The 21,352-nt window shown below is 60.7% G+C and carries 20 protein-coding genes and 1 pseudogene; 12 read left to right on the forward strand and 9 right to left on the reverse strand.

Going from position 1 to position 21,352, the window contains the following annotated elements; genetic code table 11:
• Positions 1-49: 49 nt before the first annotated feature.
• Both Q8X48_RS18870 and Q8X48_RS18875 read left to right on the forward strand, forming a co-directional pair.
• Positions 50-244, forward strand: coding sequence for a hypothetical protein (locus Q8X48_RS18870; protein ID WP_095967441.1), 195 nt, complete (start codon positions 50-52; stop codon positions 242-244).
• Between the two features lie 115 nt (positions 245-359).
• On the forward strand, positions 360-551 hold the full coding sequence (locus tag Q8X48_RS18875; RefSeq protein WP_102674556.1) for a hypothetical protein: 192 nt from the start codon (positions 360-362) through the stop codon (positions 549-551).
• Here the strand turns inward: Q8X48_RS18875 and Q8X48_RS18880 are convergent.
• Positions 548-1,609 (reverse strand): AI-2E family transporter, encoded by a 1,062-nt coding sequence (locus Q8X48_RS18880; protein WP_095967443.1) that lies wholly within the window; start codon positions 1,607-1,609, stop codon positions 548-550. The genes Q8X48_RS18875 and Q8X48_RS18880 overlap by 4 nt on opposite strands.
• A 159-nt stretch (positions 1,610-1,768) precedes the next feature.
• Here Q8X48_RS18880 and trhP point away from each other — a divergent pair, with 159 nt between their 5' ends.
• Complete coding sequence (trhP, locus tag Q8X48_RS18885; RefSeq protein WP_407801288.1) at positions 1,769-3,094, forward strand: prephenate-dependent tRNA uridine(34) hydroxylase TrhP; 1,326 nt, start codon at positions 1,769-1,771, stop codon at positions 3,092-3,094.
• 133 nt (positions 3,095-3,227) lie between these two features.
• Here the strand turns inward: trhP and Q8X48_RS18890 are convergent, their stop codons facing one another.
• Positions 3,228-4,091: a LysR family transcriptional regulator gene (locus Q8X48_RS18890; protein ID WP_015094235.1), complete on the reverse strand. Its 864-nt coding sequence runs from the start codon at positions 4,089-4,091 to the stop codon at positions 3,228-3,230.
• 96 nt (positions 4,092-4,187) lie between these two features.
• Between Q8X48_RS18890 and Q8X48_RS18895 the strand changes: the two genes are divergently transcribed.
• Positions 4,188-5,099, forward strand: coding sequence for a DMT family transporter (locus tag Q8X48_RS18895; protein WP_407801287.1), 912 nt, complete (start codon positions 4,188-4,190; stop codon positions 5,097-5,099).
• Between the two features lie 147 nt (positions 5,100-5,246).
• Here the strand turns inward: Q8X48_RS18895 and Q8X48_RS18900 are convergent, their stop codons facing one another.
• A complete protein-coding gene (locus tag Q8X48_RS18900) occupies positions 5,247-5,957 on the reverse strand; it encodes a FadR/GntR family transcriptional regulator (RefSeq protein WP_407801286.1) in 711 nt (236 codons plus the stop codon).
• A 280-nt stretch (positions 5,958-6,237) separates the two neighbouring features.
• On the opposite strand from Q8X48_RS18900, the gene Q8X48_RS18905 reads away from it, so the two are divergent.
• The 3 genes from Q8X48_RS18905 (at position 6,238) to ampC (ending at position 10,239) form a co-directional block, all read left to right on the forward strand.
• Positions 6,238-7,584 carry an MFS transporter gene (locus Q8X48_RS18905; protein WP_095967448.1) on the forward strand — a complete coding sequence of 449 codons (1,347 nt, stop codon included), beginning with the start codon at positions 6,238-6,240 and terminating at the stop codon, positions 7,582-7,584.
• Between the two features lie 25 nt (positions 7,585-7,609).
• Positions 7,610-8,953, forward strand: coding sequence for a glucarate dehydratase (gene gudD, locus Q8X48_RS18910; RefSeq protein WP_407801285.1), 1,344 nt, complete (start codon positions 7,610-7,612; stop codon positions 8,951-8,953).
• 176 nt (positions 8,954-9,129) lie between these two features.
• The gene (ampC, locus tag Q8X48_RS18915) at positions 9,130-10,239 is read left to right on the forward strand and encodes a class C beta-lactamase (protein WP_407801300.1); all 1,110 of its coding nucleotides are present in this window, start codon (positions 9,130-9,132) and stop codon (positions 10,237-10,239) included.
• A 188-nt stretch (positions 10,240-10,427) separates the two neighbouring features.
• Here ampC and Q8X48_RS18920 read toward each other — a convergent pair whose 3' ends face one another.
• The gene (locus Q8X48_RS18920) at positions 10,428-10,979 is read right to left on the reverse strand and encodes a DUF4174 domain-containing protein (protein ID WP_015094229.1); all 552 of its coding nucleotides are present in this window, start codon (positions 10,977-10,979) and stop codon (positions 10,428-10,430) included.
• Between the two features lie 179 nt (positions 10,980-11,158).
• On the opposite strand from Q8X48_RS18920, the gene Q8X48_RS18925 reads away from it, so the two are divergent.
• A complete protein-coding gene (locus tag Q8X48_RS18925; protein WP_407801284.1) occupies positions 11,159-11,527 on the forward strand; it encodes a VOC family protein in 369 nt (122 codons plus the stop codon).
• 20 nt (positions 11,528-11,547) lie between these two features.
• Here Q8X48_RS18925 and Q8X48_RS18930 read toward each other — a convergent pair whose 3' ends face one another.
• Entirely contained in the window at positions 11,548-12,333 is a 786-nt protein-coding gene (locus Q8X48_RS18930; protein ID WP_015094228.1) for a sulfite exporter TauE/SafE family protein, read from the reverse strand.
• Between the two features lie 216 nt (positions 12,334-12,549).
• Positions 12,550-13,299 (reverse strand): hypothetical protein, encoded by a 750-nt coding sequence (locus tag Q8X48_RS18935; protein ID WP_407801283.1) that lies wholly within the window; start codon positions 13,297-13,299, stop codon positions 12,550-12,552.
• 199 nt (positions 13,300-13,498) lie between these two features.
• Between Q8X48_RS18935 and Q8X48_RS18940 the strand changes: the two genes are divergently transcribed.
• Together Q8X48_RS18940 and Q8X48_RS18945 are read left to right on the forward strand one after the other, a co-directional pair.
• Positions 13,499-14,320, forward strand: coding sequence for an aldo/keto reductase (locus tag Q8X48_RS18940; RefSeq protein ID WP_407801282.1), 822 nt, complete (start codon positions 13,499-13,501; stop codon positions 14,318-14,320).
• Between the two features lie 25 nt (positions 14,321-14,345).
• Positions 14,346-14,816, forward strand: a complete 471-nt coding sequence (locus Q8X48_RS18945; RefSeq protein ID WP_095967458.1) for a DUF1810 domain-containing protein — start codon at positions 14,346-14,348, stop codon at positions 14,814-14,816.
• On the opposite strand, the gene Q8X48_RS18950 is transcribed toward Q8X48_RS18945, so the two are convergent.
• Entirely contained in the window at positions 14,781-17,141 is a 2,361-nt protein-coding gene (locus Q8X48_RS18950) for a DNA polymerase II (protein WP_407801281.1), read from the reverse strand. The genes Q8X48_RS18945 and Q8X48_RS18950 overlap by 36 nt on opposite strands.
• A gap of 331 nt (positions 17,142-17,472) precedes the next feature.
• Here Q8X48_RS18950 and Q8X48_RS18955 point away from each other — a divergent pair, with 331 nt between their 5' ends.
• The gene (locus tag Q8X48_RS18955; protein ID WP_015094223.1) at positions 17,473-17,913 is read left to right on the forward strand and encodes a CBS domain-containing protein; all 441 of its coding nucleotides are present in this window, start codon (positions 17,473-17,475) and stop codon (positions 17,911-17,913) included.
• Positions 17,914-18,059: 146 nt separating this feature from the next.
• On the opposite strand, the pseudogene Q8X48_RS18960 reads toward Q8X48_RS18955, so the two are convergent.
• Positions 18,060-18,680 (reverse strand): annotated as a pseudogene (locus Q8X48_RS18960) (glutathione S-transferase family protein); the annotation flags it as partial.
• A 260-nt stretch (positions 18,681-18,940) separates the two neighbouring features.
• Here Q8X48_RS18960 and Q8X48_RS18965 point away from each other — a divergent pair.
• On the forward strand, positions 18,941-19,498 hold the full coding sequence (locus Q8X48_RS18965) for a phage infection protein (protein ID WP_407801280.1): 558 nt from the start codon (positions 18,941-18,943) through the stop codon (positions 19,496-19,498).
• 493 nt (positions 19,499-19,991) lie between these two features.
• Here the strand turns inward: Q8X48_RS18965 and Q8X48_RS18970 are convergent, their stop codons facing one another.
• On the reverse strand, positions 19,992-21,086 hold the full coding sequence (locus Q8X48_RS18970) for a DUF1615 domain-containing protein (RefSeq protein ID WP_407801279.1): 1,095 nt from the start codon (positions 21,084-21,086) through the stop codon (positions 19,992-19,994).
• Positions 21,087-21,352 lie beyond the last annotated feature (266 nt).

The raw sequence follows: 21,352 nt of genomic DNA on the forward strand, positions 1-21,352 counted from the left end.
GCTCGGTGCTGTCCGTCGAAAACAAGTCGATAACAACAAGGACGACCACATGCCAACGCAAAACCCGCACCGCATCGTCGGTCTGTGCACCTCCAGCAAGGTGTACAACGCACTGACCGAACTCAAGCACCTGGAAGGTCATCGCAGCGCCAAGTTTCTCTCGCTGCTGACGCAAAACCTGGTGCGCAAGGGCCTGCTCAACGAGCAGGAAGTGGTGAACATGCTCGATCAGGTGGTCAGCTGACCGACCAACGGTCGTTTGCCCCCGCTGGCATCAATGACCACTATTGAAAGCGTTGATTACTCATCGAGGCACCCGGACCTTAAAGTAGCTCCACAGATTGATGGAGGTACTTGTCATGTCCCAGGTTCAGATCATGTCCGTTATCGGCAGCGCCGTCCCCGCACAGCTCAGAGAGCTGGGCATGCTCGCCTGCTGGTATCTGGTGCAGGACGGTGTGCAGATCAGCGGCCCGCTCACTTCGCTGCCCGCCGCCCGTGAACTGTCGCAACGCATCGGCTCCGGCCAGTCCGGCAGGCTCAGCGCCTAAGGCAGCTGCACCCGCGGTTTGGTTTCAATGAAAATGTCCCAGCTGGACATGAACAGGGCCGCGATCAACGGGCCGATGACAAAGCCGTTCAGCCCGAAAATCGCCAGGCCGCCGAGGGTCGAGATCAGGATCATGTAATCCGGCATCCGGGTGTCCTTGCCCACCAGAATCGGTCGAAGCACGTTATCCACCAGGCCGATCACGAAGATCCCGAACAATCCCAGTACCACGCCCTGCCAGATCGCCCCGGTGAGCAGGAAAAACGCCGCCACCGGTACCCAGACAATCCCCGCCCCCACCGCCGGCAACAGCGACAGAAACGCCATCAACACCGCCCAGAGCAATACGCTGGGAATGTCCAGGAACCAGAAAATCAAGCCACCCAGCGCGCCTTGTGTGATCGCCACCAGCAGGTTGCCCTTGACCGTAGCCCGTACCACGCGATTGAACTTGAGCTGCAAACGACGTTTCTGCTGTTCCTCCAACGGCACCGCCGTACGCACCTTGCGCGCCAGTTCCGCGCCGTCGCGCAGGAAGAAGAACAGCAGGTACAGCATGATGAAGAAACTGACGATGAACTCGAACGTACCCTGGCCAAAAATGAAGGCCTTGGCGGCCAGTTCCTGCCCGCCGGTCATCGCACTCTTGACGATTTTCTCTCGCAGCCCGTTCAACTCGCCCATGCCGAAGCGATCCAGCAGGTGCTGGAAATACGGCGGCAGGATGTGCTTGAACTGCGTCACGTACCCGGCGATGTCCAGTTCGCCGCTCTCGATGTTCTTGTAGAGCGCAACCCCCTCCTGGACCAGGAGGCTGCTGAGGACTATCACTGGCAGGATCGCGATCAACAGGCAGATGCTCAGCGTGAGCAGTGACGTGAGGTTGCGCTCCCAGCCGAACTTCAGCTGCAGCCGTCGTTGCAGCGGAGCAAAGAGGATGGCGAGGATTACCGCCCAGAACACGGCGCCGTAGAACGGCAGCAGGATCCAGATGAAGGCGACGCTCACCAGGGCCAGAAGGATGGTCAGCGATCTGTCTTTCAGGGTTTCTTCGTTCATATTCGATCCATGCCTGCCGGGACGAAAAACTTGCGCCCTGATGTTTAGTCCGCTACGGCTCGCGCGAGTGCCATCTCTTTGTTGATCAGACATAGATCCAGGTCAATAAACGCTTGGCACGGGGCGTTTACCCTGCGCGGCTTTTGCGACGAATCCACCATGAACCTCACCGCGCCAGAACTGCTCGCCCCCGCCGGCACCCTGAAAAACATGCGTTATGCCTTCGCCTATGGCGCCGATGCCGTGTACGCCGGCCAGCCGCGCTACAGCCTGCGGGTGCGCAACAACGAATTCGACCACGCCAACCTCGCCCTCGGCATTCGCGAGGCCCAGGCGCAGGGCAAGCGCTTCTACGTGGTGGTGAACATCGCACCGCACAACGCCAAGCTCAAGACCTTCCTCAAGGACCTTGAACCGGTGATCGCCATGGCCCCCGATGCGCTGATCATGTCCGACCCCGGCCTGATCATGCTGGTGCGCCGGCACTACCCGCAGATGCCGGTCCACCTTTCGGTGCAGGCCAATACCGTGAACTGGGCAAGTGTCGAGTTCTGGCAGCAGCAAGGCTTGAGCCGGATCATCCTGTCGCGGGAGCTGTCGCTGGAAGAGATCGCCGAGATCCGCGGGCAAGTGCCGGCCATGGAACTGGAAGTGTTCGTGCATGGCGCGTTGTGCATGGCCTATTCCGGGCGCTGCCTGCTGTCGGGGTACATGAACAGGCGCGACGCCAATCAGGGCAGTTGCACCAATGCCTGTCGCTGGAAATATTCGGCGCAGCCGGCCACGGAAACCCAGCTGGGCGAAATCGTGCAGACATTCGACCCCGAACCGACCCTGGGCATCGGCGCGCCCACCGATCAGGTGTTCCTGTTGCAGGAAGCCAATCGTCCCGGCGAACAGATGCCTGCCTTCGAAGACGAACACGGCACGTACATCATGAACGCCAAGGATCTGCGCGCCGTGCAGCACGTCGAACGCCTGACGCAGATGGGCGTGCACTCGCTGAAAATCGAAGGCCGGACCAAATCGCACTTTTATTGCGCGCGCACCACCCAGGTTTATCGCCGGGCCATCGACGACGCAGTGGCGGGCCGGGCCTTCGACCGCGGCCTGATGACCGACCTGGAATCCCTCGCCCAGCGCGGCTACACCGAAGGCTTTCTGCGCCGGCATGTGCATGACGAATACCAGAACTACCAGAACGGCAGCTCGGTGTCGGAACGGCAACAGTTTGTCGGTGAGCTGACCGGACAGCGCCGGGATCGCCTGGCCGAGGTCAAGGTGAAAAACCGCTTCGGCGTGGGCGACCACATGGAGCTGATGACGCCCAAGGGCAACTTCCACTTCGATCTGCATCAGTTGCAGAACGCCAAGGGTGGAGCGATCGACGTTGCACCGGGGGATGGGCATAGGGTGTATTTGCCGATACCGGATGCGGTGGATCTGCAGTTTGGGTTGTTGATGCGGGACGTAGGTGTGAACTGACCTTCAAATACACACACAACCCTGTGGGAGCGAGCTTGCTCGCGATAGCGGTGTATCAGTCAATATTGTTAGCGACTGACACTCCGTCATCGCGAGCAAGCTCGCTCCCACAGGCTCTCCCACAGGTACTGCGTTACGCAAATTCCTCGCGGAGCATCGCCACGAACGCCTCACGCGCCGGGTGCACCCCGGCGTTTTCGTGCCAGTAGAACAGGCTCTCGATGGCCGTCAGTTCGGGAAACTCAAACGCCACGCACCCGGCGCCCTTGGCGTATTGATCGAAAACCCCTTTAGTCACCAGCGCCACACCGGCCCCGGCGCTGACGCAACCGACAATCGCGCCATAGCTGGCCAGGCTGACAATCGGCAGCGCCAACCCATTTCGCAATAGCCAATGCTCCATCGCCGCCCGGTAAGGACAGCCCTGAGGCCAAAGGAACATCGTCTTGTCATGCAGGTCCGTCACGCTGCGCAACGGCCCCAGGGATGTCGAGGCGATCAGCAGCAACTCTTCGCGGTACATCGGCGTGCGCTTGAGGTGCGAACGTTCGACATCCACCGCCACAATGGCGCCGTCGAGCTTGTGATTGAGCGTGTCGTCGAGCAACTGGCTCCAGGTGCCGGTGGTCAGCTCCAGCGCCACCTGCGGGAAACGCTTGTGGAATTTCGCCAGCAGGCGCGGCAAACGCCCGGTGGCCGACGATTCGATGGCGCCGATGCGCAACGGCCCTGAGGGTTCGGCCGAAGGGTCGACCGCCCGCTTGGCCTCGACGGTCAGGGCGAGAATTTTCGAGGCGTAGGCCAGGAAGGTCTGCCCCGACGGGCTGATGCGCAGCCCTCGGCCTTCGCGCAGGAACAGCGCGACACCCAGCTCAGCCTCGAGGGCCTTGATCCGTGCCGTGATGTTGGACGGCACGCAATGCAGCAATTGCGCTGCGCGGGCAATGCTGCCGACCTCGGCCACGGTCTTGAACATGCGAATCTGTGCCAGCTCCATACATCACCAATAGTGAACGATTAGCGCAGTATAAGTCAGTTGTGGCGAACGATAGGCTTTCTGATACTCCGTGCATCAGCCCACAGGTGCACGACCATGACGCCGCTCACACCCTCCCCCGTTTCACCCTGGAAAATCATTCTGGCCATGGCATTTGTCGTGGCGTGCTGGGGATACTCCCCGACCGGCATTCATATCGGCTTGCAGGCCTACGACCCCGTACACCTGGCACTGCTGCGCTTCCTGCTGGCCTCCGTGTTCATGGCCGTGGTCGCGGTCATCAAAGGCATCCGCCTGCCCAGCCTGCGAGACTTGCCGCTGATGTTCGGCCTGGGTTTCTTTGCCGTGAGCCTGCATCACGTGGCGATCAACTTCGGGCAGCAGGGAGTCAGCGCTGGCGCTTCGAGCGTCCTGGCCCAGACCACGCCACTGTTCAGCACATTGATCGCACGCTTCGTATTCAAGGATCAGGTGAGCCTGTGGCGCTGGGGTTGTGTGCTGCTCGGGTTGTTTGGCGTGGTAATAGTGGTGGCGGGCGATCATGGCCTGGGCAGCATTGACGCCCATGGCTTGCTGATCCTGCTGGCGGCGGTGTCCTGGAGCCTCTACTTTGCCCTGCAAAAACATCACACCGGGCGTTACGACGGGCTGACGCTGGTGTGCTACACGGTGTGGTCCGGTACGGTGCTGTTGCTGATTTTTCTGCCCGGCCTTGTGGATCAAGTCGCCCTGGCGCCGATGCGCGTGCAGTGGGCGGTGATTGCCTTGGGGATATTCCCCAGTGCCCTGGCGTACCTGGCCTGGGCCTATGTGCTGGCGCATGTCGATTTGAGCCGGGCGACCATGACGCTGTATCTGACGCCGCCGACGGCGATGGTGATGGCGTCTTATGCGCTAGGCGAACGGCCGACGTTGATGATCGTGGTGGGTGGGCTGGTGGTGTTGGCGAGCGTGCTGGCGTTGAATCTGGAGCGGCGGGCTGTGGTTGTTCAGGTTGCTCGGGTCTGATCCATGTTTTGCGCCGCCTGGCCTGACGCCTTCGCGGGCAAGCCCGCTCCCACAGGGTTTTATGGTTGCCGCGGTTCCTGAGCACGACCCAGAACCTGTGGGAGCGTGGCTTGCCCGCGATGAACGATAACGCGGTGTCACTGACGATCAGCTGGCCGAAAACCGGTCACGACTGTTGGTCAGGTGCAACCACATCGCCGCCCGCGCCGCGTCCGGGTCCTGGCGCTTGATGGCATTGAGGATCGCCTCGTGCTCAAGATTGGCCAGCTCGCCGAGCTTGCTCAAGTCCACGGCCCCCCGCTCGGCCGCATTGACCCGGGTGCGCGGGATCATGGCGCTGCCCAGGTGCTGCATGATTTCGGTGAAGCAAACGTTGCCGGTGGCTTCGGCGATCAGCAGATGAAAACGCCGGTCCGCGTCGACACAGCTGTCGTTGTTGGCCAGCAGGCTTTGATAATCGTCCAGCGCTTCACGCATCTGCGCCAGTTGCAGATCGGTGCGGCGAGTTGCCGCCAGCGCCGCCGCCTGGGTTTCCAGGCCCATGCGCAACTCCAGAATGCTGCGCACCCCCAACGCCGTGTCGACATTCAGCCGCAGCCCCTGCTCCGGTGCGCGCTCGATCACGAACGTGCCAATGCCATGCCGGGTTTCCACCAGCCCCGAGGCCTGCAACTTCGAGATCGCCTCGCGCACCACCGTGCGACTGACCCCGTGTTCCTGAACGATGGTGTTTTCCGACGGCAGCTTGTCGCCGGGCAGTATCTGGCCCAGCAGGATGCGCTGGGTCAGTTTCTCCACCAGGTCATGGGCCAGGTTGTGGCTGCGCTTGCGGGCGGGTGCTTCGAGGTCTTCTTGCATGAAGGTGTCCGGAAATCAGGGCTATCGAATCGTAGCACCGCGCCGGGCGGGAATCCTGAAAAATCTCGCTCAACTTGTATGACAACACTCAACAACCAGCCCATATCGATTTGTTTTAAAGGCCACCCGCCACCATCACCAGAATAAAAAATCTCTAATTCAGCGCCATTTCATTGGACAAAGGCGGTTGCAAGATCAAAAAACCTAGTTGTATGATGTCTATCAACAACGCAGCACTCAGCTTCACCCCGCATAAAAATAACGAGTGGGAGAAAACGCAGTGAATACATCCGTCTCCGGGATGCACGACGACGCCAATTCAGCGCTGAAGTCCGCCATCGCCAAAGTCAAACGTCACGTCTTGCCGCTGTTCGTCATCATGTTCATCGTCAATTACATTGATCGAGTGAACATCGGTTTCGTCCGCGCCCACATGGAACACGACCTGGGCATTGGCGCGGCCGCCTACGGTCTGGGTGCCGGCCTGTTCTTCATCGGCTATGCACTGTTCGAAGTGCCCTCCAATATCCTTCTGCAAAAAGTCGGCGCCCGCATCTGGCTGACTCGCATCATGCTGACCTGGGGCCTGGTCGCCGCGGGCATGGCGTTCATCCAGAACGAAACCCACTTCTACATCCTGCGATTTCTGCTGGGCGTGGCCGAGGCCGGGTTCTTTCCCGGGGTGATCTACTACTTCACCCGCTGGTTGCCTGGCGTGGAGCGTGGCAAGGCGATTGCGATTTTCCTCAGTGGCTCGGCGATCGCCTCGCTGATCTCCGGCCCACTGTCCGGTCTGCTGCTGCAAATCAGTGGACTCGGGATGCATGGCTGGCAATGGATGTACTTCATCGAAGGCATGTTCTCGGTGGGTCTGTGTGTTTTTGTCTGGTTCTGGCTCGACTCCAAACCCCACGATGCCAAATGGCTGAGCCGCGACGAGCAGGACGCGCTGGTCAAGGCCATCGACGACGAACAACTGGCCCGCGAAGCCGCCACACCGATCAAGCCGTCACTGGGCAAGCTGCTCAAGGACCGCCAGATCATCCTGTTCTGCCTGATCTATTTCTTTATCCAGCTGACCATCTACGCCGCGACTTTCTGGCTGCCGAGCATCATCAAGAAGATGGGCGACCTCAGCGACTTCCAGGTCGGAATGTTCAACTCGATTCCGTGGCTGCTGTCGATTGTCGGCATGTATGCCTTCGCCTCGTTGTCGGCCAAGTGGAAGCATCAGCAAGCCTGGGTCGCCGCGGCCCTGTTGATCGCCGCTGCCGGGATGTTCATGTCCACCACCGGCGGGCCGGTCTTCGCCTTCGTCGCGATCTGCTTTGCGGCGCTGGGTTTCAAATCGGCCTCGTCGCTGTTCTGGCCGATTCCCCAGGCTTATCTGGACGCACGCATCGCCGCCGGTGTCATCGCGCTGATCAACTCGGTGGGCAACCTCGGCGGTTTCGTCGCGCCGACCACCTTCGGCCTGCTGGAGGAACGCACCGGCTCCATCCAGGGCGGACTCTACGGCTTGGCCGCGACCTCGATCATCGCCGCGATCATCGTCTTTGCCGCACGCAACAAACCCAAGGTCGCCCCCGTCACCGCACCGGGCAAACCAGCGCCCCACCACGCCTGAATCATTGGTTTAAAAGGATAACGACATGACCGCACACGACACCGCCAAAGCCCCGATCATCACCAGCCTGCAGGTTGTTCCGGTGGCCGGCCACGACGGCATGCTGCTCAACCTCAGCGGCGCCCACGGCCCGTTTTTCACCCGCAACATCGTGATCCTCAAGGACAACGCCGGCCACACCGGCGTCGGCGAAGTGCCGGGTGGCGAGCGCATTCGCCAGACCCTGGAAGACGCACGCAGCCTGGTGGTCGGCAGCCCGATCGGCACCTACCAGAAGATTCTCAACCAGGTACGCCAGACCTTCGCCGACCGCGATGCCGGCGGTCGCGGATTGCAGACCTTCGACTTGCGCATCACCATTCACGCCGTCACCGGCCTGGAAGCTGCGTTGCTCGATCTGCTCGGCCAGCACCTGGACGTGCCGGTGGCCGCCCTGCTCGGCGAAGGCCAGCAGCGCGATGAAGTGAAGATGCTTGGCTATCTGTTTTATGTCGGTGATCGCAACGAAACAGACCTCGCCTACCGCAGCGAGCCCGACGCCGACAACGACTGGTTCGGCGTACGTCACGAAAAAGCCATGACCGCCGAGGCGGTGGTCCGCCTGGCCGAGGCGGCTCACGCGCGTTATGGCTTCAAGGACTTCAAGCTCAAGGGCGGCGTGCTCAGCGGCGACGCCGAAATCGAAGCGGTCACGGCCCTCGCCGAACGCTTCCCCGATGCGCGCATCACCCTCGATCCGAATGGGGCCTGGTCACTGAAAGAAGCCATCCGCCTGTGCCGCGATCAGCACCACGTACTGGCCTACGCCGAAGACCCGTGCGGGGCGGAAAACGGTTACTCAGGACGCGAAGTCATGGCTGAATTCCGCCGGGCCACGGGGTTGAAAACCGCAACCAACATGATCGCCACCGACTGGCGGGAGATGGGCCACGCGATCCAGTTGCAGTCGGTCGACATTCCCCTGGCCGATCCGCACTTCTGGACCATGCAGGGTTCGGTGCGCGTGGCGCAGATGTGCCACGAATGGGGCCTCACCTGGGGTTCGCACTCCAACAACCACTTCGACATTTCCCTGGCGATGTTCACCCACGTCGCGGCAGCCGCGCCGGGCGAGATCACCGCCATCGACACCCACTGGATCTGGCAGGATGGCCAGCGCCTGACCAAGGCCCCGCTGCAAATCGTCGACGGTTGCGTGCAGGTGCCGCAGAAACCGGGGCTGGGGGTGGAACTGGACATGGATCAGGTCGCCAAAGCTCATGAACTGTACAAAGGCATGGGCCTGGGGGCGCGGGATGACAGCGTGGCCATGCAGTTTTTGATTCCGGGCTGGACGTTCGATAACAAGCGGCCGTGCCTGGTACGTTGAAACGCCAAGTGGGTTGAATCGCCAAGTGAGTTGATTCAAGGGTTGCGCGTGGCCGCCTGTTGGCGGCCGGGTTAAAAAGCGCTCGGAGCCTGGCGCTTAACCCCCTAAAATGGCGCGCAACTGAATCAACGACGGATGAAACCCACATGGACAGGCTGAAAACCATCGCCGCCGGCATGGCGATATTTGCCGCAGGCCAGTGCGTGGCACAGGATCAAATCGAGACGCTGGTGAACGCCGCCGTACAACCGGTGATGCAGGCCGAAGGTATCCACGGCATGGCCGTAGCGGTCACCGTCAACGGCCAAGCGCACTACTTCAACTATGGCGTCGCCTCGCAAGAAACCGGCAGCCCCGTCACAAAGGACACCCTGTTCGAAATCGGCTCCGTCAGCAAAACCTTCACCGCCACCCTCGCCGCCTACGCCCAGGCTACGGGCAAACTGTCACTGTCGGACAAGGCCAGCCAGGTCTTGCCGGCCTTGCGCGGCAGCGCTTTCGACAACATCAGCGTGCTGCAACTGGGCACCTACAGCGCCGGCGGCCTGCCGCTGCAATTTCCTGCTGAATATGATTCGGCCGACAAAATGCTCGGCTACTACAAACAATGGAAGCCGCTCTACGCCCCCGGCAGCCACCGACTGTATTCGAACCCCAGCCTTGGCCTGTTCGGCTACCTCGCCGCCCACAGCATGGGTCAGCCGTTTGATGACCTGATGGAGAAAACCCTGCTGCCGAAACTGGGCCTCAAGCACACCTATGTGCATGTGCCGCAGGACCAGATGGCGCTGTACGCCCAGGGGTACAACAAGGACGGCAAGCCGGTGCGGGTCACTCCGGGTGCACTGGATTCCGAGGCGTACGGGGTGAAAACCAGCGCCGCTGACTTGCTGGCCTACATCGGCGCAAACATGAAGCCGGCGCCTCTGGACAAGCCGTTGCAGCAAGCCATCGCCTTGACTCATAGCGCCTACTACAGCGTTGGCGACATGACTCAGGGCCTGGGCTGGGAGATGTATCGCTACCCGATCACTCTGGATCGCTTGCTCGACGGCAACTCCACGCCGATGGCCATGCAGGCCCATGAAGTCCAGTGGCTGAACCCGCCACAAGCGCAACCGCAGAACGTGCTGATCAACAAGACAGGCTCAACCGGTGGCTTTGGCGCTTACGTGGTGTACGTGCCATCTAAGGACATCGGCATTGTGATGCTGGCCAACAAAAACTTCCCGAATGCGCAGCGGGTCAGGATTGCGCATCAGATTTTGAGCGCCCTTGCCCGATAAGTCTGGTTTGCGCTCCCAGAGAAAAAAACTGGAGGTTAATACTGATCAGTTAACACACGAAACCTGTGGTAGCGAGCTTGCTCGCGATGGCGTCGCAACAGTCAATACAAATGTTAAATGTCAGGTCCCCATCGCGAGCAAGCTCGCTCCCACAGGTTAATTGCTTACCACCAGGATTCAGGGCCGGCTCAATCATCCGGCATTTCCGGTGGCTTGGCGGGCTTGGCCGGTTTGCTGTTTTTCCCAGGCTTGGCACCTTTGGCCGCCGGCTCGGCTTCAGCGACGGGAGCGGCCACTGTCGCGGTAAATTCTTTCTCGGTCGCCGGCAATTGATCGACCGCGCTGAAAATCTCTTCCAGCTTGATGGCGTCCGATTGTTCCAGTTTCTTTTCGCCGTCCTTGCCGACCAGAATCACCTTGGTCTTGGCGCCGGCACCCAGCTTGAGTGAGCGGATCAGCGCCGCGGTGTCCTGTGGCCCGAGGTCTTTGCCGTCGCGCTGGCCCATCAGGTTGAGCACGGTGTAGAGCACCATGTTGCGGTCGGTGAAACCCTTGCGATTGGCCGGCTCATCCAGCGACTTTTTCAGGCTGACCCAGGTCGGATCCACGGTGCTTGGAGCGATGACAATCAGTGGCCGGGCCCTGCCCTTGTCCATGTCCAGTGGTGAGTCGCCATCGGCGGCGAACGAGGTGCCGGCAATCGCCAGCAAGATAGCCATGGTCAGTGACCTGATGAGCATGCGCATCTCCTTTTTGATATCCACGCTCTAATGATTGCGCATCGCGGCGATCGTTCCGGGTGACGTGCCGCAAATTTTTCGCCTTGTCCCAAGCTTAGGTCAGGGCGGTCATTGCGCAACAGGCTGGGCTAATCTGAACACTCATGACAACCCGCCTGATCCGTCGTGAGGACCTGGGCATGAGCACTCAATTGAACCACACCATCGTCTGGTGCCGGGACAAGCAGGTTTCGGCGAATTTCCTCACCGGCCTCCTTGGCCTGCCCGCCCCGGAGCCCTTCGGGCCTATGCTGATCGTCAAATTGGATAACGGCGTGTCGCTGGATTTCTACGACAACGACCCGCCGATAGCGTCTCAGCACTACGCATTCCTGATGGGCGACGAGGACTTCGATGCGGCCTTCACCCGCCTGCTGGCCAACGGTCAGCCATGGTGGGCCGACCCGGGCAAGCAGCGTCTGAGGGAGATCAATGATTACGCGGGAGGACGGCGGGTGTATTTCGATGACCCGGACGGGCATCTGCTGGAAATATTCACCCGCGAGTGAAGCTGGCGTGGCAGCCTGGATCAGAACGCCAGCTTGTAGCCGATCAGCAACAGCATGGTCGCCAGGCAAGGACGCAACAGTTCGTCGGAGATACGCCCGGTCAGGTGGCTGCCCAGGTAAATCCCCGGCAACGAACCCACCAGCAAGTAACCCAAGACCTGCCAGTCCATGTTGCCCATGCTCGCATGGCCGAGGCCGGCGACCAGGGTCAGCGGCACGGCGTGGGCGATTTCAGTGCCGACCAGGCGGCGGGTCGGCAGCATCGGATAGAGAATGAACAGGGCCACGGTGCCCAGTGCACCGGCGCCAATGGACGTCAGCGCGACCATGGTGCCGAGGACCAGGCCTGTGATGACCGTCAGGACATTGAGGCGCTTCCCGCTGGGGTTGTAGTGGCCGCCAGCACGTTTGTGGGCGAAATCCAGCAGACGTTTCTTGAACAGAATCGCCAGCGCCGTGGCGAACAACACAAAGCCGAGGGCCTGCTTGATGATCGCGTTCATCGCATCGGGGCTGGAGTGCAGGCTGCTCAGGAACCACAACGTCAGTGCCACCGCCGGCACGCTGCCAAGGGTCAGCCAACCGGTAATCGCCCAGTCGATGTTGTTGTTCTTTCGGTGAACCAGTACACCGCTGGACTTGGTGATCGCCGCGTAGAGCAGATCGGTACCGACCGCCGTTGCCGGGTTGATACCGAACCACAGCAGGATCGGGGTCATGAGCGACCCACCACCGACGCCAGTCATGCCGACAATAAAGCCAACCACCAACCCGGCCACGACCAACCCGATGTTCACTAAATCCATTGATACGTCCACAAAGATCGCAGGGAAATCTGGCCCGCAGCATAGCGATATTTCTTATAACCAGTTATATCGATGCGATCTATCTTTATTCCGTAACCACCACCCCCCCCTGTGGGAGCGAGCTTGCTCGCGATAGCGGTGTATCAGTTGGCATCAATGGCGACTGACACTCAGTCATCGCGAGCAAGCTCGCTCCCACAGGGTTCCGTGTCGTGCTCACTGCACCGGTAGGAAATTCAGGAACAGCAGGCTCTGGGCATAGTTCAGGCCGATGCGCCGGTAGCGTTCGTCGAGCATCTGGGTCAGCAGGTCCAGGCGGGCGACGATCTTGCCGAACTCGACGGCAAAGCTCAGGTTGCTGCCCTCCTCCGAGATTTCGTTGGAAAACAGCAGGGGTTGGCCTTGCTTGTCTTGTCGCTGGCTGAGGATCCAGGTGGCAATCTCGATGTTGCGTGCGGCATTGCTGACGAATACCGGGTTGATCGTATCGGTCATGTAGAACTCGGTGCGATTGCCATGGGCGGTCACCAGCATGCTGCCGATGGCATAGATGAACGCTCCGACCCGATCGCCGAGAAATTCCGGGCTCATGGCAAAACGCAGGGCCGCCAGGTCCTTTTTGCCGCCCAGGGTCGGTAATGGCTGCTGCTGTTCTATGGCCATGCGCACTTGCTTGCCGGCCGTACGGGCATCGAGGAAACCGGACTTTTTCAGCTCATCGGGGTTGCGCAGGTAGAGCTTACCCATGAGCAGGTAAAGGCTGTCGAGGTTGTCGCGCATGGTCAGGGTGGCCATGCGGTCGACACTGGTCTGCAGGAACTCCTGAGGTTTGCCTTCGCGCATCTGGGTGATGATGTCGCCGCCCTGCTGCTGGCTGCAACCGGTGACGAAGAACATCGACAGACCTGCCAGCAGCAGGCAATGACGGCGGATTCTTGAGCTGTTCGCGGGTGAAACTCGAGCCATGGGTTCTTGAACTTGGGCATGGGCCGACGGTGGGGATCGCCGCAGGCTGCCATGGATAGAGCCGGACATTTCGAAAAAGTGCAGTATCGGGCGGCACCAATCGATCACCGGCAGGGGAATGTTCATAGAAAAAACGGATCAGAACATCATGAGAATGGTACACAGCGCCTACATCACCGAATACACACAGGAGGTTTGCATGCGCACGCTTCAATTGGCTGGCGCCCAGGTGCCCGTCATTGGCCAGGGCACCTGGCAGATGGGCGAGGACCGCTCACAACACAGGGAAGAAGTCGCGGCACTGCGCCTGGGCATCGAACTGGGCATGCCCCTGATCGACACCGCTGAAATGTACGCCGAAGGCGGCGCCGAGGAAGTGGTCCGCGATGCCATCGCCGGACAGCGCGACAGCGTCTTTGTGGTCAGCAAGGTGTACCCGCACAACGCCAGCCGCCAGGGCATTGCCCAGGCGTGCGAGCGCAGCCTGCGCAGGCTCGGCACCGATTACATCGATCTGTATCTGCTGCACAGGCGCGGCCAGTATCCGCTGCAGGAAACCGTCGACGCCTTCGAGCGCCTGCGCGAAGCCGGCAAGATCGGTCGTTGGGGCGTGTCCAATTTCGACCTCGACGACCTGCTGGAACTGGACGCCCCGGCCTGCGCCACCAATCAGGTGCTCTACAATCTGGAGCAGCGCGGCATAGAATTTGATTTGTTACCCTGGAGCCAACAGCAGCGGCTGCCGGTCATGGCTTACTGCCCGATCGGCCAGGGTGGAGAAATGCTCGCCAATGCCACGCTCAAGCAGGTGGCCGCCCGGCACGGCGTCACACCGGCACAGGTGGCGCTGGCTTGGATAATGCGCCAGGACGGCATGATCGCCATCCCCAAAGCGGTCCGGCCCGAGCATGTGCGGCTCAATGCCCAAGCCGCCACGCTGCAACTTGAATCCGGGGATCTGGAGGCGCTGGACCACGCGTTTCATGCGCCACAACGCAAACAGCGGCTGGCCATGGTCTGAGCCAACGCAGTCAGAGAGCTTCGCCATGAGAAGCACCGACCACCTGGACCCGTTCAATCTGCAACGCTTTCTCCAGGCTCAGGACCCGGTATTCGACCGGGTTCAAGACGAGCTGAACAACGGACACAAGCGCAGTCACTGGATGTGGTTCATTTTTCCGCAGTTTGCCGGGCTCGGCGGCAGCGAGATGTCGCGCCGCTTTGCCATTCGTTCGCGGGAGGAGGCCCTGGCCTACCTTGAGCATCCGTTGCTGGGCCCCCGCCTGCGCACCTGCACCCAGGAAGTGTTGAACATCCGGGAGCGCTCGGTGGCCGGGATTTTCGGTCATCCCGACGACCTTAAATTTCATTCCTCGATGACCCTGTTCGCCCAGGTCGATGCCGCCGACAGCCTTTTCCAGCAAGCCTTGAACCAATACTTCCACGGCATCCTGGATGACTGGACCTTGTCGCTGATGGACTCAAAACAGGCCCAGCTGCCCCCCAATCAGGGTTGAGAAGTCGTCGTCGACAAACGGCAGTATCGCGTCCGCCACCGGTTGCAGTTGCCGGGTGATGTAGTGGTCGTAATCGATGGGCGCACCGCGCACTTCCAGCGGTTCGGGGCCGGCAACGGTAATCACGTAGCTGATCCAGCCGCCGTTCTGGTATTGCCGCGGGCGACCCTGGCTGTCGTTGTACTCATCGGCCAGGCGCGCCGCGCGTACGTGGGGCGGGACGTTACGCTGATAGTCATCGAGGGTGCGGCGCAGGCGTTTGCGATAAACCAGCCGGTCATCGAACTCGCCGGCCAGGGTCTTGCGCACGTAGTCACGCACGTAATCCTGATAGGGCTTGCGCAGGAAGATCCGCGAATACAGCTCTTGCTGGAATTGCCGGGCCAGCGGCGACCAGTCGGTGCGCACGGTCTCCAGGCCTTTGTAGACCATTTCGTCGCTGCCATCGGCGCGGGTCACCAGTCCGGCGTAGCGCTTTTTGCTGCCTTCTTCGGCACCGCGAATGGTCGGCATCAGGAAGCGCTTGTAGTGGGTTTCGAACTGCAATTCGAGAACGCTTTGCAAGCCGTATTCCTGCTGCACATGCTCGCGCCACCACTGATTGACGTGCGCCACCAGCGCCTGGCCGATCTGCGCCGCCTCCTGCTGGCCGTGGGCGCGACGCAACCAGACGAACGTCGAGTCGGTGTCGCCGTAAATCACTGCATGCCCCTGGGCCTCGATCAACTGGCGGGTGCGCAGCATGATCTCGTGCCCGCGCAAAGTGATGGACGATGCCAGGCGCGTGTCGAAGAAGCGACAACCGCTGGAGCCGAGCACCCCATAGAACGCGTTCATGATGATTTTCAGCGCCTGGGACAGCGGTGCGTTGTGTTCGCGCTTGGCGGTTTCCCGGCCTTCGGCGACCCGGGCGACGATGGAGGGCAGGCAATGCCGGGTGCGAGAAAAGCGTGCGCCGCGAAAACCCGGCACCGACTCGCTATCGTCCGGGTGCCTGAGCCCTTCTATCAGCCCCACGGGGTCAATCAGGAAGGTGCGGATGATCGACGGATAGAGGCTCTTGTAGTCGAGCACCAGCACCGATTCGTACAGTCCCGGTTGCGAATCCATGACGAAACCGCCCGGGCTGGCTTGAGGTGGCTTGCCACCGAGGTTCGGCGCGACGAAACCCTGACGGTGCATCAGCGGCATGTACAGGTGGGTGAACGCCGCCACCGAACCGCCCATGCGATCGGCCGGCAGTCCCGTGACGCTGGCCCGCTCCAGCAGGAAGGTGAGCAACTCGGTCTTGGCGAAGATCCGTGTGACCAGCTCGCAATCCTTGAGGTTGTATTTGGCCAGCGCCGGTTTGTCCTCGGCGAACATGCGATTGATTTCGTCCATGCGCTGGTATGGGTTGTCGATGGACTTGCCTTCGCCGAGCAAGGTTTGCGCAACGTTTTCCAGGCTGAACGAGGGGAAACTCCAGGTCGCCGAACGCAGGGCCTCGATACCGTCGATGATCAGGCGGCCAGCGGCTGAAGCGAAGTAATGGTTACCGTTGCCATGTTCGCGCCACTGCATTTCCTCGCCGCCACGCCCCAGTTTCAACGGCACCGCCAGGCGCCGGGCGTGTTCGTGAAGCACGCGCAAGTCGAACTGCACGACGTTCCAGCCGATGATCGCGTCGGGGTCGAACCGGGCAAACCAGTCGTTGAGTTTTTTCAGCAGCAGGGTCCGCGAATCGCAGTACTCGAGCTGGAAATCCACCAGGCTATCGTCACCATTGGGCGCGCCGAGCATGTACACCTGACGCTCGCCGCAGCCTTCCAGGGCAATGGAATACAGCTCGCCCTGGGCCGTGGTCTCGATGTCCAGGGACACCAGTTTGAGGCTCGGCCGGTAACCGGGATCGGGCTTCATCTGTGCGTCGAGCAGCAGACCCTCGGCATTCGGCATGCCACTGAAGCGCACCGGCGCGGTGATGAAGCGTTCCATCATGTAGCGTTCCGGCGGGCGCACGTCGGCTTCGAACACTTCGACACCGGCCCGGCGCAACGCGGTTTCCAGGCGCATCAACTGGCCATGTTGCCGGCAGTAGAGTCCGAGGACCGGACGATGGTCGAAATCCTGTAGGGCCAGGGGCTTGAGCTCGACGTTCTTCTCGTCATGCAAAACGCTTTCGGCCTGCAGACGCTGCGCAGCAGGGATGAAGGCCACCGAGGGCTGGCAAGGCAGGCGGATGCGCCGGGGACCGCTGTCGGTCGCCAGCCAGAACTCGACTTCCGTACCGGCCGGGGTGTCGCGCCAATGCCGGGTCAGGACGAAGCCCTGCTGTAGATCCACCACTGCAAACCTCGAAACTGATTCAGAGGGTGATTCTACCCGGCATCGGCAGGGATAGCGCACTTCGCGCCGATATCAGCGGTCAACATCAATCCTGTGGGAGCGGGCTTGCCCGCGAAGGGGCCATAGCATTCAACATCTTTGTTGGCTGACAGTCCGCCATCGCGGGCAAGCCCGCTCCCACAGGATTGATGTTGACCGGAAACAAGGGGTTTACCGAAGAAAAACCGCCAAATGACGTTTTTTGCGTGTTATCTGCCGCTTTCGCCCTTGCCCTGAGCGCTTGCGTCTACGATTCTTCAAGGACAACGACAACACCCGAGTAACCACCATGAAAACCGTCGCCCAACTGCTCAAGCTCAAAGATCAGAAGAATCAGGAAGTGCACCAGATAAAACCCGATCACATGGTGCTCGAAGCGCTGATGAAGATGGCCGAGAAAAACGTCGGCGCCTTGCTGGTGGTGGAGAATGATGAAGTGCTGGGCATCATCAGCGAACGGGACTATGCGCGCAAACTGGTGCTGCACGGCCGCTCCTCGGTGGGCACGCCGGTGCGCGACATCATGGTGTCACCGGTGATTACCGTCGACACCCATCAAACCGTGGATACCTGCCTGGGCATCATGTCCGATAAACGCCTGCGTCACTTGCCAGTGGTCGAAGGCGGCAAATTGATCGGCCTGCTGTCGATCGGTGACCTGGTCAAGGAAGCGATTGCCGAACAGGCGGAGTTGATTCGCCAGCTGGAGCAGTACATTCGCGGGGAATAAATCCGGACACAACATTCACCCCAAAACCTGTGGGAGCGAGCTTGCTCGCGATAGCGGCCAGACATTCAACATAGATGTCGACCGACATGGCCCCATCGCGAGCAAGCTCGCTCCCACAGGGTAAGTGGTGTTTTCAGGCCGGCCAATGCCGGCCAATGCCGGGCGAACACCGGTGCCAGTGCCGGGTGGCGGTCGATGCGTTCCAGCCAGGCGAAAAACCCGGGCCGCGTCGTGCGCAAATGTTCCCGACTGCCCGCCCATCGCGAGATCACCGCCGTCAGCACATCCAGGGCCCCCGGCTTCTCGCTGCCCAGATACAGCTCGCCCGAAAACTGGTCGGCAAACACCTCCCAACTCCAGTGCAGGCGCCGGCGGGTTCCCTCCATGAGGTTCTGCCTGGACGACTCATCCGCCCCGGCCAGCCAGCGTTCGGGGTAATCGATGATGCCGATGGCCGCATAGCAATTGCTGACGATGTACGCCATGGCGCGAATGGCCTGGTCCCGCTCGGCCGGGTCCTGGGGCAACAACCTCGACGCGGGAAAGCTCAGCCCGAGGTGAATCAGGATCGCCACGCTCTCGGTCAGGACAGCGCCATCGGGGAGTTGCAGGGTTGGAATCTGTTTGAGCGGATTGAGTTTCTCCAGCGCGTGGGCCGCCTCCGCGGACGCCTCGACATCGATGAAGCGATAAGGAACATCACAGAGTTCAAGGGCGGCTTCGATGGCCGCGGCCCCGGAGTTCTGATGGCCGTAGAGCTGGTACATAATTGTCTCCTTGCACACCGCGATCTCTGCAGTGCCTCATCATCCGTCCCGGCAGAGGAACGCGCCAGCTTCCAGTGTAGAAGCCGCCACCTGCCACGCAGCGACCATCCGACGATCGCACCATCAAGCTCACAAGAGGTATGGCGCAGGTCCTATCACTGCCATCGATGTTCACCATCACCTCAATGAAGTTCTCTTAAAAAATCCACGGCGTAACATCTGCTCCATACCAACCCATAAGCACCCCGGAGCACACCATCATGAAACGCCAAACCCTCCTCAGCATCGCTTTCTCGGTTTTCGCAGTTAACGCTTTCGCCGCAACTTCTGCTCAACCTGTGGTCGCTGAAGGCGGCTCGGATCGTCTGATTGAAAGCCGTGTGGCTGAAGGTGGTTCCGATCGTCTGATCGAAAACCGCGTCGCCGAAGGTGGTTCGGATCGTCTGATCGAAAACCGCGTCGCCGAAGGTGGTTCCGATCGCCTGATCGAAAACCGCGTCGCCGAAGGTGGTTCCGATCGCCTGATCGAAAGCCGCGTCGCCGAAGGTGGTTCGGATCGCCTGATCGAAAACCGCGTTGCCGAAGGCGGTTCGGATCGCCTGATCGAAAACCGCGTTGCCGAAGGCGGTTCGGATCGCCTGATCGAAAGCCGCGTCGCCGAAGGTGGTTCGGATCGCCTGATCGAAAACCGCGTTGCCGAAGGTGGTTCGGATCGCCTGATCGAAAACCGCGTTGCCGAAGGTGGTTCGGATCGCCTGATCGAAAACCGCGTCGCTGAAGGTGGTTCGGATCGTCTGATCGAAAGCCGCGCTGTCTGAATGCAGGTCTTTACCGCAGGACTCGACGAAAACCCGGCCTCACCCGCCGGGTTTTTTTATGCTTGGAGCTTTCACTGTTTTGGAGGTCGCTTCATTTCCAGCATGGGCATGGCCCCTGGTAGGAGCTGGCTTGCCAGCGATGATCGTTAACGATTACGCGTGCGAACTGGATGAACGCGGCGCGCTTGAGTCCATCGCCAGCAGGCTGGCTCCTACAGTTTCCGCGTGGGCACGTTCCCTTGTGGGAGCTGGCCTGCCAGCGATGGTCGTTAACGATAACGCGTGTGAACCGGATAAACACGGCGCACTGGAGTCCATCGCCAGCAAGCTGGCTCCTACAGTTTTAACGTGGGCACGTTCCCTTGTGGGAGCTGGCTTGCCAGCGATGGTCGTTAACGATAACGCGTGTAACCTGGATAAACGCGGCGCACTTAAGTCCATCGCCAGCAGGCTGGCTCCTACAGTAGTTGCCCGAGATTGCGTGAAGAACCGATTACTTCCCTGCCCGCGCCATGCAGCGCTGGTAACGTTCATCGACCCGTTTGGCGAACCACGCGGTGGTCAGTTTGCGCGTGATTTTCGGGCTTTGCAGCACGATCCCCGGCAACACTTCACGGGGTAACGGCCGACCTTCGGCCCGTTCGGCCAGTTCGAAAACCCGTCGATAGAGTTTGCTGTCTTCGAACGCCAGGGTATTGCCCTCTTCCAGTTGCCCGCGGATCGTCGGATTGCGCATGTCCAGTTGCTTGCCGAGGGTACGCACGGCCAGTTCCGTGGTGCCGGGCATGATCGAACCGTAACGCACCAGGTCGCCATCCAGCGCCAACGGGATACCGGAAGCCCGGCTCACCGCATTCTGAAACGCGGCATTACGGCTGGCGTACCAACCCGCGTTGAAGTCTGCAAAGCGGTACAGCGGTTGTGGGTAGCTTGCCGGATACCCCAGCAGGTGCGCGATGCCGAAATACATGCCACCGCGCCGGGTGAACACTTCATGACGGATCGAGCCCTGCACCGGATACGGGTAGCCCTTGGCCTGCTGCTCGGCAAAATCGATGCTGACCTGCATCGGTCCGCCGGTATGCACCGGGTTGAAGCCACCGAACAGGGTTTTGCCCATCGGTACCATGCCGATGAAGTCGTCGAAAATGCCACTCAGCTCCTTTTCACTGCGCGCAGTATTCAGGCGGGCGCTGTAGCTTTTGCCGTTGGGCGAGTCGAGCTTCAACGCACCGCTCACCAGCAGGCCGGGAATGTGTGCCTTGGCGGCGCGACGGTTGATCTCGTCGCGGGCGATCTTGCCCAGGCCCGGTACGCTCGGATCAACCTGAAAGGTCGATTCCTGTTCGGTCACGGCCAAAACCGCGCACAGGTTTTGCGTGGTCGGCGAGATGTCTTGCGCGGTAAACGCCACCTGAATGTCTGTGGCCCAACCCTGGGGGTCGGCGGCTTTGGCCGGCAGCAATCGCACAATCTCAGCCTTCACCTGGGCCGGACTACGCGCCGCCGATTCCTGGGTCCGCTGGCTGCCGCAACCGGCCAGTATCAACAAAGCGGCGATGCTGAAGATCAATCGATTGGCTTGCATGTCGTTCCATCTAGTCCTTGGGTCCGGCTTAACCATACGAGCAATGTCAGGGCAGCGGCTATGACCGTTGTCCACCGCGTGCCTTTATTTGCCACTGAAACGGCCCTGAAGCCTCGTTATCCGAAATCTGCATGTGCAGAAAATGCCTGTGTACCTTGCAGAAAATGCATTGCACAGCGTTACTGAGAACAACTACCATTCGCGCCTGGAGTCGTATTTGCGCATGGAGTTCCCGCGCCGCCCCTTTTTCCAATCGGCCGCGCGCC

Source organism: Pseudomonas sp. QLc11A (genome assembly GCF_052112305.1).
Classification (GTDB): Bacteria; Pseudomonadota; Gammaproteobacteria; order Pseudomonadales; family Pseudomonadaceae; genus Aquipseudomonas; species Aquipseudomonas laurylsulfatiphila.